The following is a 14,516-nucleotide window of genomic DNA, read 5'->3' as shown; positions in this document are numbered from 1 at the left end:
TCATAAAAGATCTTTGTTTTTTTGGTGTTAACTTGTATGCATGAGTAAAAGCAAAATAACAAGAGATTTATTTTTTCGACATTTTAATTATCCTCACGATGAAGAAAGAGTGTATTTACCCCTGGAAGATATTCGCAATCATTTTGTTCAGGATGAAGACGATATTTTAATTCAATTTGCTCAAAATTTGTTAAATGCCAATGGTGAATTTTATTATGCAGAATCAGTTCAGGAATTAAGTTTAGCAATAAATTCTTTATTGAATAGATTGAAAGTTACTAACGTTTATTGTACCAACGATGAATTGCTATCTTTGTTTAATACTCAGTCGTACATCATACTTAATGAGAAGGACGATCTTTCTGTCAACGAGGTAACTATAGCTGAATGTGAATTCCTTTGCGCTCGAACAGGCAGTGTGGTGATGAGTAGCTTTTTGAGCACTGGCAGAAGAGCTCTTTTTACCAACGACGTTTTGGTCATCGTTGCAAGAACTAATCAAGTGGTTTACGATATAGAAGATGCACTCTTGAGGTTGACATCAAAATACCGCAATCGATATCCATCCTTGGTAACTTTTATTACTGGGCCTTCTAGAACAGCAGACATCGAAAAAGAGATTGTTTTAGGTGCTCAAGCATCTAAGCGTTTGATCGTTTTTTTATATGAAGAGACTTAATGACTTTGCTTTGCGTAGTTTAACTGGTTTGGTATATGCCGGATTGTGGTTAGTGGCGGCCCTATTTTCCCCTCATCTTTTGTGGATGATCACAGGTTTTTTTGCCGTTTTATCTGTGTTGGAGCTTGCACGTTTGCTTAAAATAGAGAATAGTAATGCAAGAATTGTGGGAGTTATTGTGTTTTTATCATGGGTCTGGATGGGTTTTCTGTTATTTTGGAAAGGTGTATCTGTTGAAATCTCCATTTTTGAGTTGTATTTGAAAATGTGGCAAGTTGAAATCTTTCTTGTGTTGGCTTTATCTCTGTTTTATTTCATTGTTTTTGTTTTTTGGCAAGCGGATATAGATTTGATGAAGTATTTTGCTTTTTTGATGTTGACTTTTGTTTATGTGATTTTTTCTTTACAAGGTTTAGCTTTTTTATCAGTAAATCAGCATGAAATATTTTATAATGAATTAATGTATGTGTTGTTGGTCGTATGGAGTTATGATACTTTTGCCTATATAGTTGGGAGCGTGGGAGGAAAACATTTGCTTGTTGCTCGTATTTCACCATCCAAAACATGGGAGGGAACTCTTGGAGGTGCGTTCATTACTCTCTTAGGGACAGGAGCATATACATATTGGCACAGTTTAGAGCTCTTGCCTGAGGTGTTGGTTGTTACTACGGTAATATTGATTTTGGCTACTTTGGGCGATTTATTTGAATCTAGGCTTAAACGTACTGTTCAAGTAAAAGACAGTGGAAACATCTTGCCTGGTCATGGAGGTGTTTTAGATCGGCTTGATAGCCTTTTGATGGTATCGATGGTTTATGTTCCTTATGTTTTATGGAAAAATCACATAATATGGTGAGAATTCATCCTGTTGGTAAAAAATTTTTTTCAATCGCGATTATTCTTAGTTTGCTAGGTATGGTATTGTGTTATTGGTTTTTACCTCCGGTTTTTTCGATAGTAGGAATGAGTGTTTTTTTTGTTTTGCCTTACTTGGTTAGGTTTTTTTTTCGTTATCCAGAACGGAAAGTCTTACCAGATGTTGAAAATGATGATATCATCTGCCCTGCCGATGGTAAAGTTGTGGTGTGTGAACAAGTAGATTGCGAAAATATGCCAGACGGAAAAGCATGGCAAATTTCTATTTTCATGCGTCTTTGGGATGTACATTTGAATTATGTACCTGTGGATGGTAAAATTCTTAGTGTAACTCATCGGGCAGGAAAACATTTAGCTGCTTTTAGTGCTAAATCATCTTTGATAAATGAACATGTAGAATATTGGCAGGATAGTCCTTATGGTAGGATTCTCGTTCGTGAAGTAGCTGGCCTGATTGCAAGGCGAATTGTTCCTTTGGTTCGGTCTGGCCAACAGGTTCGTCGAGGTGATGAATTAGGTTTCATCAAGTTTGGTAGTCGAGTAGATATTTTCCTACCGACATCTGCTCAACCACTTGTTAAAAAAGGTGATCGTGTATGGGGAGTTTTCTCAAGGATTGCTACGTTTAGAACTCTTTGAGTCATAATAAAAACTACTTACCTTATACCGCTTCTTAATTGCGATGGAGAATGTAAAGTGGTAACTTTCTATAGCTCCCATGATTTTGTTGTAATTAAGAAAAGTTTATGATGAATCTTTTATTTACCTCGGATAGCAGAAATAGAATTTTATGGCAATGAAAAAAGTTTAAAAGTATTAAATGGTGACATAAGCAAGATAGAAAGTTCACCTTAATTATATTCAGTAGCTCGAAGTTTTTTAAGTTATTTTGCTTTTTAGCTTTAATTAGGAAGAAACCAAAATGCTCGACTTTTTCTCAAACAGTAATATTGAATAGCAGCGTACTGCAAAACAAGTAGGCATACCATTTGATGTGACAAAATTTTTTTACTATAATTGTATACGTGCTTCATGAATTTTATTAAATAAACGAATGGAGGTTTGAAAAATTGTTTCATATAGCAAATGCTATTTTTTAAAAAGTTTTGACGAAGGTGATAGCAACGTCATCAAACTTTACTAGATAGATACCAGGATGTAGGTGTTGAATATTGATCTTTTTTTGCTTTTGGGCAAGAATGAGTTTTCCTGAAGAATCAAAAAACAAAATTTCTTTGTTCGGGGCATTTGAAAAAATCATTTCACCTAAAAACGGGTTAACCGAAAAATAAAATGAATCAATTTTTTGAGTTTGGTTTGCTAAATGTGTAGGGGTAAAATCCTTGATCATCCATACGGGTCCGGCAGGATTCCCACCATAATAGATGGTCCCTTGCAGGTCTGTTTGATTGGGATTGCAGGCATCATTAATAAGAAGTCCTTGGCCTTCATCTAAGTGATATAAGGCTATGGTTATTGAATCGCACGTTAGCATCAATTGAGGTGTATAATTGGAATGATATCGGACCTTGTTTGAGATGCGAATTTCGTCTAACATTCCACTGAAGGATGGATAGGTGGAGTTGTCATAATCATGTTTTTCAGCTCCGATGACCAGGTATGGATCATTGGGCCATTGAGTGGTTCTGTTGTCACGATAACTGATATCACCTGTGATGCCGGAAATGAAACTTTTATCAAGAATTCCGTCAATAAAAATGTTCATTTCGCCGTTGGTGTGACGGCGAGTGACTGCTACATGGTGCCATATGCCGTCGGTCAGAATGGTATTGCTAATAAGTGTGTATGATTGAGAACCATTGTTCACGCCAAAAGCTATTCTTCCTCCTGCCAAAGAGATTCCATAATCTCCGTGATCACCTGGGCCGAAGATATCGCGGTCAATGATGACATGCCCCAATGTCCAGTCGTCGTTATGTCCTTCGGTTGCATTTGCACCAAGTGGGTTTTCTACTGCTGTAGCTTTGAGCTGAAATTCTATCGTAAAGCTTTCGCCTACATCGATGGACTTATGAGGACTATCTAAAGCAATTTTTACTCGATCGATGTCGTTTTGACCATTTCCAAAGAAACGAAGACAGTAGTTTTGCGACATAAGAGCAAAAGGACTCAAAAATAAATAAATCAGAACGGTTCTTGCTTTCATATTTTTGATTGTAAAAAAATTATCATTTTAATCATAGGATGATTTAATCTTGTAAAAACATGATTCAATGCCAAATAAAACATAGAATTTTTCTTATTGATCCGTACAAAAATAAAACCTCAAATTTGATATGATATATTCAATGACATTTATCACATGAAGATGACAAATCATGTTATTGTAGATATGAATAAAAAAAGCCTCCCTAGAGGAGGCTTTGGAGCTGAAGATGGTGAAATTATCTTTTGATGATGAAAGGCAGGGTTTTAGTAAATCCAGTGCTATTTACTTTCATAAAATACGTTCCTTCTTGCAAATGGGAAATGTTGAAAGTTGAACGTTGTTCAACCCGTGCCGACATGATAAGCTGTCCTACGATGTTCCAAATCTCAACGTTAGCTTCTTGGGGAACCTCTACCGAAATTTCTTCGCTAGCAGGATTAGGATAAAGACGGACAATAGCTTCGTAATTTTCTACGTTGGTAAACTTAGTGCTGATGATTCTCAGGACATAATTGTCTGTATTAAAGATGATGGTGTAGTCGACAGTATCATTGCTAGTAAATCTTGCGCTAAGGTAAGATGGCAGGAAAATGAGCGTGTCGACAGAGATTTCGTAATGCTGGCCAAGAACGAGAGGATTGGATGGATTTTCGTAGATGGAGGTGATGGAAGAAGCGTCGTTCCAGGAAATTATGCCACGTAGTTCACTTGGAACTTCGTAGTAATAAACCATAGGGTTAGGGGTGATGTAGGGAGACTGTTTGGATGTGATGAATAGCGTATCTTTTCCGATATCAAAGGTGATTTCGAAGGCTTTGGTTTGACCGGACGAAGTGAAGATGGAGAAGAGGTAGGAAGCGTTGATGAAGAGGGTGTCGCCGATGACGTCGAAGTCAGGATCTTGCAAGAAGGAATTATTGGAAAGGTTTTTGACTTTAAGGACATAGGAAGCATCGTTCCAGAAAATGTTAGTTCTGGCAGGCTTGTTTAAACTTAAGTCGAAAGTGGTATTGCTAGGATTGACGTAAGCAGGTAAAATAGTTTTTTTACTATAAATGGTTAGATTATAGTTGCTTGTGTTAAAGACCACTGTCAGATGAGCGGTATCGACACCTGTGAATCTGGAAGTGAGGTAGGATGGCAGGAAGATGAGGGTGTCGTTAGAGATTTTGTAATGCTGGTTGAGGACGAGAGGGTTGGATGGATTTTCGTGGATAGAGGTGATGGAGGATGCGTCATTCCAGAAGATTTTGCCACGCAGTTCGCTTGGAATTTGATAGTAATAAACCATCGGATTGGGATCGATATAGGGAGATTGTTTAGATGTGATGAAGAGAGTATCTTTTCCAATGTTGAAGGTAATTTCGAAGGCTTTGGTTTGACCGGACGAGGTGAAGATGGAGGAGAGGTAGGAAGCGTTGATGAAGAGGGTGTCGCCGATGACGTCGTAATCAGGATCTTGCAAGAAGGAATTATTGGAAAGGTTTTTGACTTTAAGGACATAGGAAGCATCGTTCCATATTATACGAGATTTTACGTTGTTTAAAACTGAAATGTTGTAATAGGCTTGATCCGGATAAATGTATGGTAAAATAGAAACCTCATTAATAGTTATGTTGGAAGTACTTGTGCTAAATTTAACACTCAAATTAAGTTGACCACCTGCTTGTATCCTAGAACTTATGTATGAAGCGAAAATATAAAGAGTTGTACCACTAACGAGATAATCGTGATATAGCATTAAAGTATCATTGTTGGTGGTGTTGATAATACGATGTAGGTAAAGTTCATCATTCAGATTAATTTGAAAGAAAAGATTTTGAGGATAAGCAAGAGAGAAATTCCTGACAGTTGGATAAATACTTGCAAAAGTAGTGTTGTCAACAATTTTAATATCGAAATATCCTATATTGAATTTAACTCTAAGAATCAAAGAATCATTTGGATAGGTTAAGTAATTAGAAAGATAGTTGTGGTAAATTAATACGTAACCCCAGTTCGTATAATTATTCACCGTATATTCATAATCAACATTATGCTCTAGGGTATCATTGTCAGTTAGATTGATGATATAGTCAATATTTGTTGCGTCATTTGGGTTAAAATTAAAATAAACAGGTAGTGGATTCACAAACTTGAAATAATAAGTGTTTGGATAGACTTCAGGTGTAAGAGAAGTATCTATGATATAGAAATTGCTAATGCTTTCATTAAATTTAATTCTGAGTTTTAGCGTATCTCGAAATTCTATATTAGCACTGATGTAAGAAGCTTGAAATTCCAAAAAGTCACTTGATAAAATATAATCTAAATTGGCTTGCAATGTGTCATTGGTAACTATATTCACAATAGATGTAATCATGTTTTCCTGGTTCCATGTAATTTGTGTGCCGACATTTTGAGGAATTCCTAATCTAAAATACCCAAAGGAGGGATTGATGGTAGCATAAACAGGTTGATCAACAACCATAAAGTTGGCAGTTCCCACATTGAATACAAGGAGGAAGTTAATCGTATCATTGAGACTAGGTAGATAATTTTGGAGATAAGAATTTAAAATAGTAAGTTGGCTACCTATCAGCGTAAATTCCGTATTTGGTGCAAGAGTATCGTTGGCGCTGAGGTTGATGACATATTTCAATTGAGTTGCATCGTTCCATGTGATGGAAGTGGTGGCATGGGTGGGTAAGAGATGGGAGTATATAAAGGGATTAGGATTAACGGTTGGAAACACAGCATCGAAAATGCGAATATTATCTACATACCAATAATCAAAGGCATAATGGTGCCCAGTAATAGTCCATGCAACTTTGGTGTTTGGACTGATATTTGTAAGGGGTATGTAGAGAATTTCTGGTCCACGATTTTGACCATTGCCTGCTACGTACAAAATGGCTTCATCGACCCATGTGTTGCCGTTATCAGAACTTGACTGGATTTTCAAGGTTGCCGTCGATGTGTAGGAATAATCATCTAAGAAATGTCTAAAGGACAGGTAAGGATGGTTGGCAGAGCTTAAATCCAGGGACGGACTAATTAGACGTGAAGTACCACTAGCATTAACGTATGAACATCTAAATTCATATGGAGTTCCTCCTGCATTGGAAGTGTTGTTTACATTCCATCGATCACCACTTAAAGGAGTTTGGGTAAAACATAGTGGCCACGAGGAGGTGGGGATAAATTGAAGATAAGGTAAATTAAAGACACCACAAGCAGTCTGAAACGTCAGGGGACCAAACCAAATGCTAGTGTCTCCAGGTCCGCATATACTACGCACATACACATCGTAAAATGATGAATGCTGAAGTCCTGTTAAGGTAGTCGTAGAACTGTTAAAGACATAAATTTTATTTCCATAATCAGGAGTAATGGGAGATAAACCATAGCTAACTTGATAATTAGTTGATGTGCCTACCCATGATACGTCAGCAGTGGATGTAGTGATGTTAGACACGTTAATAGATGTGGGACGAAGGCAGGTAGGTGCATTAAATTCGTATGCTCCCAAGTCAGGATTTGTTGGAGAACGTGGTTGATCTTCAATATCTGTCGTGATTCCCAAAGATGAAGTTCCTTTGTTATCTATGTCTGGGTTCATTGGCCTGAAATTATAGTTACCAGGAAATAAAGAAGTATAGAGAGGGTCAGTATTAAAGGAATTAGCATCTTGTCCGGATGCAGTCTGCCAATCTAAAAGTGTTGCACGGTCTGCTGTAAAATAACCCACAAAATTATTGGTGCCAACTGGGATGTATAAATCGTTATAATTAGAAGTAAGAGTTCCTCCTGAACGATAAATCAGATAACGTTTGGAACCAGAGTTGGTTGCAGAAAGGTTACTAAAAATGTTATTTACCACTCTGACCGTGCCGTTGTTCAAAGCAAGAGCAGTGTTGGATGATGCAGCATTCATATCAAGATGTACGGTATTATGGTAGAAATTAACTGTGCCGGTTGTCGTACCTACGTTTGCAGATAATCCTCGAGCCACAATGGTAGTGGAAGGTGTAGAAATTGCATGACTGAACCCATAAATGAGATTATTCTGAACGTTGGTTGAAGAACCTGCCACGCCATCAACACGAATTCCATGAAGCACGGCTGATGTAGAAGTGGATGTAGAGCTAATATTGTAGACATAATTGCCCTCGATAAGGTTATTTCCGGCAGCATTTTCAGCATATATGGCGAACACGTTAGAACCACCGGTGACGTTTAGATTCCGGATAGTATTTTTTCTGACAATAAAACCTGATTGAGAAGTAAGACGAATTCCGTTTACAGCTGATGTTCCATTTCCAATATCCGATGAAATTGTTGCGCCAATAGTACAGTTTTCAATCAGAGTATTTAAATCAGGATATGTAGAGTTTCCTGTGCATTGAATTCCATGGTAACTGTTTTGAATGCTGATTTGAGAATAAATGTTGTTGGAGTTGGCACCAGCTGCTGATGTCGGCGTAACAGCAACATTTTGATAAACTCCACGAGAACTAGTGTTGCTTCTGTTAAGAGTTATTTTGAGATTGGAAAAAGTGTTTTTTTGTGCTCCGTTTGTTGCAGAGGCATTGGTTATACCTATGCCATATTCGATAGAGCTTTCTGAAAGTGTAAGGTAACCTAATTCAAGATTTGAAATTGTAATATTGTCAGCACCAACAAGACTGATAATGGCATCGGTAGTTCCTGAAAAACCACCCGAGAGAATTTTTGCAGGTAGGGTAGAAGAAGAAGTGAATGTTACACTGAATGTTGGATGAGAATTGGTGATGGGTGGTAGAATTTCGGTAAATGTTTGTCCATCTTGTATGTAAAAAGAGCTGTTTCCAGTGATGGTACCAGCATTTAAGCTAAGAATAGCATCGATGATCGAAGAAAAATTACCCCCACCAGCCGGTAAATTTCGATCAATTGTATATGAGCCATTGAAAGAAATAGGAATTTGCGCAATTAATGATATGTTATCGATAGCTATGGGAGGTTGAGTTCCCAAACTGTTATCGTTGCGCCAGCTAAAAACTAGGCGCCTAGTTGTTCCAGCAAAAGTTGATGGAATGGGTATACCCACCTTGATCCATGCGGGTTGGAGGTTATAATTAGGAAGACCAATTTGACCTGTAGTAAGCTCTGTTCCTGCAACTGGTGTTGTTGATGGGTCAACTAAATAGACTCTTAATCGGTCAAAAGTAGACTCTCCATAACCTCTGATCCAAAACGTAAGTTGAATGTCTGTAAAACCTGCTGGAAATGTGATATCACGGTAAAAGTGGACAACTGAGGTTGCACTGGTATTATAAGCATTATCGCTTCCATTGTTAGTGATAAAAGCTGCTGAGCCATAAGGACTTCCAGCATTGGTACCAATGATCCAATAATTAGTTTGGCTACCATTCACCACAGTCCATCCGTTACTGGGAAAATTGTTTCCCAACTCAAACCCCCCATCACCCTGTGGATCAATAAGTACCACATGTTGAGTAAAAACAAACAGCGACCATGTCGCCATTAAAATAAATAATTGTTTTTTCATATCCATTTTGTTTTAAAATCTATTCTTAAAGACAAAAGTAAAAAAAAAAGTTAAAGTTTTCCATTAAATTATTTTTGTTAGAAAGGAATTTGGTCATTGAATATGGAAAAAGCTTACCTTTTGTATTTGTCTCGTTTTTCGTCTTTCTCATGATTTAAAATTCATATACCTTAAATTATCTAAGACCAAATGATTCGTTTGTAAGCTTATAAAAAATTTATGCATCTCACAGACGAAAACGAAAAAATTTTATTCACAACGATCCACCATTGCAACAAAACAGCTGAACATTTTTAAGCTAACAGGGACGCATATGAAAAAAAGTTGATGAACTTATAAAAGTATTAGCATTTCAATTTGGCAACTAGTAAATAATGTATCTTTGTGTAAATGAATCAGATTTGATAAAATACAAAATAGAATTTGCTGGATTTAAGATTCTATATTTGCTAATTCGATTTAATCCCGTATGGATGTTAAGACTTTGGGCAAGGACGTTGGGAGTTTTGATGTTTTTGTCCTGTTACCGACGGAAAGTTTTAAGAAAGAATTGGAAACAAATAGTCAAAAATGAAAAGATTAAGATAAGTTTTCTTAGATTCAGCTGGGATTACTATTATCGCTTTTCGTTGATATTATTGGAATCTGTAAAAGGTTACAGTATGTCCTTCGAACAAATTTCTCACCACATAATATGGAAGGGGGACAGCAAAGTTCGAGAGGTACTTGCCAATGGTCAGAGCGCTATATTGTTGTTATCTCATTTCAACAACTGGGAATGGTTGTCGTCCTTTTTACCATCTTTTTTTCAATGCAAGGTGTATGCGGTTTACAAACCTTTTAAAAATCCTTATTTCGATAATTTTGTACATCATCAACGCGAGTCTCATGGAATGAAGCTTTATTCTTTGAAGGAAGTCAAAGAAATGATAATAAAAGCTTTGAAAGAACCCTCTTTAATGGTATTTCTTGCAGACCAAAGACCTACTCGATCGGAATTTTCTAGGGCCATTTGGGTAGATTTTTTTCAAAAAAAAACTGCTTTTGCACATGGTCCTGAAAATATTGCCAAGAAATTTCACCTCCCATTGTTTTATGTCCGAATTCTACGAAAAGAAACGAAATATTATTATGAATTTATCGAGCTTAGTAAAAGTAGCACTATCGATGTTACTCATGGATTAACTAGGACATATGTCAGAATGCTCGAAGAGGACATAAGTTTACAACCGACACACTATTTTTGGTCACACGATCGGTGGAAATTTCAATGAAAATTATCATGTCATATGAAAAAGATAGGAGTATTATTTTTTTTAGTTGTACTGGTTCTAATGGGTCAATCCTCTTACGAAGAGATTGTAGATCGTTTTTTTCAGATTTATTCCAAAGAAGCTCCAGAAAAAGCTCTTGACTACGTTTTTTCGACCAACCCTTACATGGATGTGCAATCAGAACAGGTAAAGAACATTAAGATGCGACTTGGTACTGTAACTGCTTTGATTGGTGATTTTTATGGTTATGAGAAAATGATTGTTCATGAATATGCTCCAAGTCTGGTATCAGTTACATATCTAGTGAAACACAAACGACAACCGTTATATTATACGTTTGTTTTTTACAAGCCTGAAAAAAATTGGCAAATTTTAAACATACGGTTTGATGATAAACTGGAAAATGTACCATGGAACAAAGAGTCATACGGAAAGTAGGGGTCATAGGACAAGGTCATGTGGGAACTCACCTCTTTGACTTATTGAGAGAGAAAGGTGTTTCCGTTCACAAATTAGTTGCTCGCCAATTGAAAGATTGCCTCGACAATGTAATGAGGCTAGATTCAGAAAACACCCTATGGTTATTAACCATCAAGGATGATGCTTATGAAGAAGTTATTTCTTACATTCCTGCTGAGCTAAAAGGGATAATGACTCATACTTCAGGAACCATGCATTTAGATATACTAAAAAAATTTAGATGGCGAGGGGTGATGTATCCTTTTCAAACATTTCGCAAAGAAGTACCACTTCATAGAAAAGATTTCCTTTTTGTAATTGAAAGCGATCACAAGGAAATTGAAGTCTCTCTTATGAAGTTTGCTTTAATGTTAACAGGACATGCTTGTGTGGGAGATGCAATTTTTCGAAGGCGACTGCACATAGCTGGCATATTGACATCAAATTTTGTCAATTACTTAATTTCTTTAGCTTGGGAGTGGCTCAGTGATTATCCCTCAGATTTAATTCAAGAAGCCTTAATTCCTTTAATGATTCAGACTGTCGAGCGAATCAAAGACTATGAACCGTTTTTGTTACAGACAGGGCCAGCTGCTCGCAACGATCGTCATGTGATTCAAATGCACCTTGACTTGCTCAAAACCCAGCCTGAGCTCTTTGAAATTTATGTATTTTTGACCAATCGAATCTTGAAAAAATATGGCTACCCGGAATTACCGAAGTAAGCTAAGAAATATTTCAACATTTATATTTGATTTCGATGGAGTTATGACCAACGGTAATATTTATCTCGCTACCAATGGTCTCATCATACGTCAAGGTAATGTAAAGGATGGTTATGCTATTCAGTTAGCTATAAAAAAAGGATATCAGGTAGTTGTAATTTCGGGAAGCAATGATGAAAACATTCGACTCAGATGTGCTTTTTTCAAGATTCCTCATGTTTATACTGGTATTGAGAACAAAGAGGCTTTTTTGCGCAACTTTATGAAAGAACAAAACCTTCATTCTGAAAATCTTTTATATATGGGGGATGATATTCCGGATTATCATGCCATGCTTTTAGCAGGGGTAAGGGCATGTCCGAAGGATGCAGCTCACGAAATTAAATCCATATCCGACTATATTTCCCCGCATATGGGAGGTGAAGGATGCGTGAGGGATGTTATTGAACAAGTCCTTAAAGTAAAAGGAGATTGGTTTGATGAAGACGCATTTTGTTGGTAAATTGGGCGGTTTTGCTCGCCTTATTAGATGGGAAAATCTTCTCATGGCAGCTTTGGTTTTTTATTTTACCCGTATCTGGGTAGTAGATTTTTTACTTTCTCTTGAAAAGGTCGTAAAACCATTCAATGAATGGACATTTATGTGGCTCGTACTGAATTATTTATTCGTTATGGCCGGAGGTTATGCTATTAATGATTATTATGATGTGGGAATGGACGAAATTAATCGGCCACATAAAAAAGTTTTAGGAAATACGTTCTCAATAAAGACAGGATGGAGGGTTTTTGTTCTATGTATGGGCCTTGGATTGACTTCATCATTTGTTCAAGCTATAGTGCTTAAAGATAAATATTTGTTTATATTACCCTTGTTTGTAAGTGCGTTGATGTGGTTTTATTCCACTAAGTTCAAACGAGAGATTTTTTGGGGTAACTTCATGATAGCGTTACTTGCTTTCTTAAATGTATTTCTTGTTTTCTTACATTATATGACGCTTTTCCCGACGGTTAAAGATATTCCAACATTTACCTTTAAACCGCTACTGTATATTTCGTTGTTGTATGGAGTGTTGTCGTTTTGGGTAACTTTCATTCGTGAAATAGTGAAGGATGTGATAGATATGGAAGGGGACAAAGCTTTCAATTGCAACAATTTTGCCATATATCTTGGCCAACGAAAAACGACTCGATTGATTTTTATACTGGGGTTGGTATTTTTACTTTTTTTAGTTTTTTTTGCTTGGATAAGCTTTTCATTTAAGTCAAAATATCTTTTTTATTACTTCTCGTTACTACTTATACCTTTTTGGTTATATTTACTTATCTGGATGTGGAAATTACAACAAAAGGATGATTTTATTAAAATGTCTTTTTGGCTTAAAGTGTACATGTTATCTGGGATATTGTCTTTGCAAGTTTTTTCATTGAGTTGGTAATGCAAACTAAGAGTGACTTATGGTTCAAAAATGTGAAATGATACTCGTATCAAAAAGTCCTCGAAGGAAGGAATTACTCGAAAAAATGGGTTTGCGTTTTTCGATACGACATATTGAAGTTGATGAGCAGATTGTGACATGCTTGTCTGAGTTTTCCGAGGTAGCCAAAGCTATTGCACTAAATAAAGCAAAAGCAATACCGAGAACGTGGTTGGGGGAAGATAGGTGGTTTTTAACTGCCGATACTATTGTATCGATAGACGGAGAAATTTTAGGCAAACCCGCTTCCGAACAAGAAGCATTGAAGATGCTGGGAAAATTGTCTGGCAAAAAGCACGAAGTATATACTGCTGTCTGTCTTCGAAATATGGATTATTTTGATGTTTTTGTTGACAGAGCTTTGGTAACTTTTGATTTACTTAATGATCAAGAAATGACTTATTATGTGAATACTTTTAAGCCTTTTGATAAAGCTGGCTCTTATGGTGCTCAGGATTGGATAGGCCTTTCTAAGCTTAGGCGTATAGAGGGGTCGTTTTATACGGTTATGGGATTGCCCACACATTTATTATATCAACATTTGATTAAGAACAAGATTATAATTTAATCTTTAATTTGTCATGAGGCTTACTTTAATTGAGAAGTTGAAGTAAAAACAACCATGAGATGCGTATGTATTTTGGTATATTGTTAGTAAATCAGAAATTTGCTCGTAAAAATTATTAAAAATCAAGGTTTTTTGAAAGAAAAAAATTTTTTCAAAAAATTGTTTGGTTATAAAAAAATGTTATATCTTTGCCATCCCAAAATCAAGGGAACGAAAAAGTGAAAAAAAATTTAAGAAAAATTTTGTCAATTTAAAAAAAGGATTTAACTTTGCAGTCCAAAAATTAAAAAAGAAAAAGATAGTTCTTTGACTTATTGTGATGTAGAGAGAGGTGAGCGTATTCCTAGGGTGGAAAACATCCTAGAAGAGAATCCGGAGTAAAAGATCAAACTTACAATGGAGAGTTTGATCCTGGCTCAGGATGAACGCTAGCGGCAGGCTTAACACATGCAAGTCGAGGGACGTTCGAAGTAGCAATACTTCGAACGACCGGCGCACGGGTGAGTAACGCGTATGTAACCTACCCCTAATCGGGGGATAGCTTCGAGAAATCGGAGGTAATCCCCCATAACGTTGGCAGAGGGCATCCTTTGCCAACCAAAGTTCCGGCGGTTAGGGATGGGCATGCGTCCCATTAGCTAGTTGGTAGGGTAATGGCCTACCAAGGCTACGATGGGTAGGGGGTCTGAGAGGATGATCCCCCACACTGGTACTGAGACACGGACCAGACTCCTACGGCTGTCTCTTATACACATCT

Annotated in this window: 11 protein-coding genes and 1 rRNA gene; 10 read left to right on the top strand and 2 right to left on the bottom strand. The window is 36.8% G+C overall.

Translation table 11 applies throughout. The features are described from left to right. The first annotated feature begins 40 nt into the window (after window positions 1-40). From N2Z72_05205 to N2Z72_05195, 3 genes are read left to right on the top strand one after another with little or no spacing between them, the layout of a single operon-like run. Window positions 41-679, top strand: coding sequence for a lactate utilization protein (locus N2Z72_05205; GenBank protein MCX7697075.1), 639 nt, complete (start codon window positions 41-43; stop codon window positions 677-679). Beyond that, entirely contained in the window at window positions 666-1,535 is an 870-nt protein-coding gene (locus N2Z72_05200; protein MCX7697074.1) for a phosphatidate cytidylyltransferase, read from the top strand. The genes N2Z72_05205 and N2Z72_05200 overlap by 14 nt, the downstream gene beginning before the upstream one ends. Next, window positions 1,529-2,194 (top strand): phosphatidylserine decarboxylase, encoded by a 666-nt coding sequence (locus N2Z72_05195; protein ID MCX7697073.1) that lies wholly within the window; start codon window positions 1,529-1,531, stop codon window positions 2,192-2,194. Before N2Z72_05200 ends, N2Z72_05195 begins: the two co-directional genes overlap by 7 nt. A gap of 457 nt (window positions 2,195-2,651) precedes the next feature. Here N2Z72_05195 and N2Z72_05190 read toward each other — a convergent pair whose 3' ends face one another. Next, window positions 2,652-3,722, bottom strand: a complete 1,071-nt coding sequence (locus tag N2Z72_05190) for a LamG domain-containing protein (protein MCX7697072.1) — start codon at window positions 3,720-3,722, stop codon at window positions 2,652-2,654. 238 nt (window positions 3,723-3,960) lie between these two features. Further along, window positions 3,961-9,258 (bottom strand): T9SS type A sorting domain-containing protein, encoded by a 5,298-nt coding sequence (locus N2Z72_05185; protein ID MCX7697071.1) that lies wholly within the window; start codon window positions 9,256-9,258, stop codon window positions 3,961-3,963. A gap of 374 nt (window positions 9,259-9,632) precedes the next feature. Here N2Z72_05185 and N2Z72_05180 point away from each other — a divergent pair, with 374 nt between their 5' ends. The 7 genes from N2Z72_05180 to N2Z72_05150 form a co-directional block, all read left to right on the top strand. Next, on the top strand, window positions 9,633-10,532 hold the full coding sequence (locus N2Z72_05180; GenBank protein ID MCX7697070.1) for a lysophospholipid acyltransferase family protein: 900 nt from the start codon (window positions 9,633-9,635) through the stop codon (window positions 10,530-10,532). 15 nt (window positions 10,533-10,547) lie between these two features. Further along, the gene (locus tag N2Z72_05175) at window positions 10,548-10,970 is read left to right on the top strand and encodes a hypothetical protein (GenBank protein MCX7697069.1); all 423 of its coding nucleotides are present in this window, start codon (window positions 10,548-10,550) and stop codon (window positions 10,968-10,970) included. Beyond that, window positions 10,943-11,716: a DUF2520 domain-containing protein gene (locus N2Z72_05170; protein ID MCX7697068.1), complete on the top strand. Its 774-nt coding sequence runs from the start codon at window positions 10,943-10,945 to the stop codon at window positions 11,714-11,716. Before N2Z72_05175 ends, N2Z72_05170 begins: the two co-directional genes overlap by 28 nt. Continuing rightward, on the top strand, window positions 11,691-12,218 hold the full coding sequence (locus tag N2Z72_05165; protein MCX7697067.1) for an HAD hydrolase family protein: 528 nt from the start codon (window positions 11,691-11,693) through the stop codon (window positions 12,216-12,218). The genes N2Z72_05170 and N2Z72_05165 overlap by 26 nt, the downstream gene beginning before the upstream one ends. Further along, the gene (locus tag N2Z72_05160) at window positions 12,196-13,152 is read left to right on the top strand and encodes a geranylgeranylglycerol-phosphate geranylgeranyltransferase (GenBank protein MCX7697066.1); all 957 of its coding nucleotides are present in this window, start codon (window positions 12,196-12,198) and stop codon (window positions 13,150-13,152) included. The genes N2Z72_05165 and N2Z72_05160 overlap by 23 nt, the downstream gene beginning before the upstream one ends. Before the next feature lie 37 nt (window positions 13,153-13,189). Beyond that, on the top strand, window positions 13,190-13,759 hold the full coding sequence (locus tag N2Z72_05155) for a Maf family protein (protein MCX7697065.1): 570 nt from the start codon (window positions 13,190-13,192) through the stop codon (window positions 13,757-13,759). Window positions 13,760-14,152: 393 nt separating this feature from the next. Further along, a 16S ribosomal RNA gene (locus tag N2Z72_05150) occupies window positions 14,153-14,516 on the top strand; the annotation flags it as partial.

Source organism: Bacteroidales bacterium, from assembly GCA_026418905.1.
Lineage (GTDB): Bacteria > Bacteroidota > Bacteroidia > Bacteroidales > DTU049 > JAOAAK01.
This window is presented reverse-complemented; position numbering and strand designations above follow the sequence as displayed.

Excerpts from the sequence above, each read along its gene's own strand:
- N2Z72_05175 (MCX7697069.1), top strand. The coding sequence starts at position 10,548 with ATGAAAAAGATAGGAGTATTATTTTTTTTAGTTGTACTGGTTCTAATG.
- N2Z72_05155 (MCX7697065.1), top strand. The coding sequence starts at position 13,190 with ATGATACTCGTATCAAAAAGTCCTCGAAGGAAGGAATTACTCGAAAAA.
- N2Z72_05165 (MCX7697067.1), top strand. The coding sequence starts at position 11,691 with ATGGCTACCCGGAATTACCGAAGTAAGCTAAGAAATATTTCAACATTT.
- N2Z72_05180 (MCX7697070.1), top strand. The coding sequence starts at position 9,633 with ATGTATCTTTGTGTAAATGAATCAGATTTGATAAAATACAAAATAGAA.
- N2Z72_05205 (MCX7697075.1), top strand. The coding sequence starts at position 41 with ATGAGTAAAAGCAAAATAACAAGAGATTTATTTTTTCGACATTTTAAT.
- N2Z72_05190 (MCX7697072.1), bottom strand. The coding sequence starts at position 3,722 with ATGAAAGCAAGAACCGTTCTGATTTATTTATTTTTGAGTCCTTTTGCT.
- N2Z72_05185 (MCX7697071.1), bottom strand. The coding sequence starts at position 9,258 with ATGAAAAAACAATTATTTATTTTAATGGCGACATGGTCGCTGTTTGTT.
- N2Z72_05170 (MCX7697068.1), top strand. The coding sequence starts at position 10,943 with ATGGAACAAAGAGTCATACGGAAAGTAGGGGTCATAGGACAAGGTCAT.
- N2Z72_05195 (MCX7697073.1), top strand. The coding sequence starts at position 1,529 with ATGGTGAGAATTCATCCTGTTGGTAAAAAATTTTTTTCAATCGCGATT.
- N2Z72_05200 (MCX7697074.1), top strand. The coding sequence starts at position 666 with ATGAAGAGACTTAATGACTTTGCTTTGCGTAGTTTAACTGGTTTGGTA.
- N2Z72_05160 (MCX7697066.1), top strand. The coding sequence starts at position 12,196 with ATGAAGACGCATTTTGTTGGTAAATTGGGCGGTTTTGCTCGCCTTATT.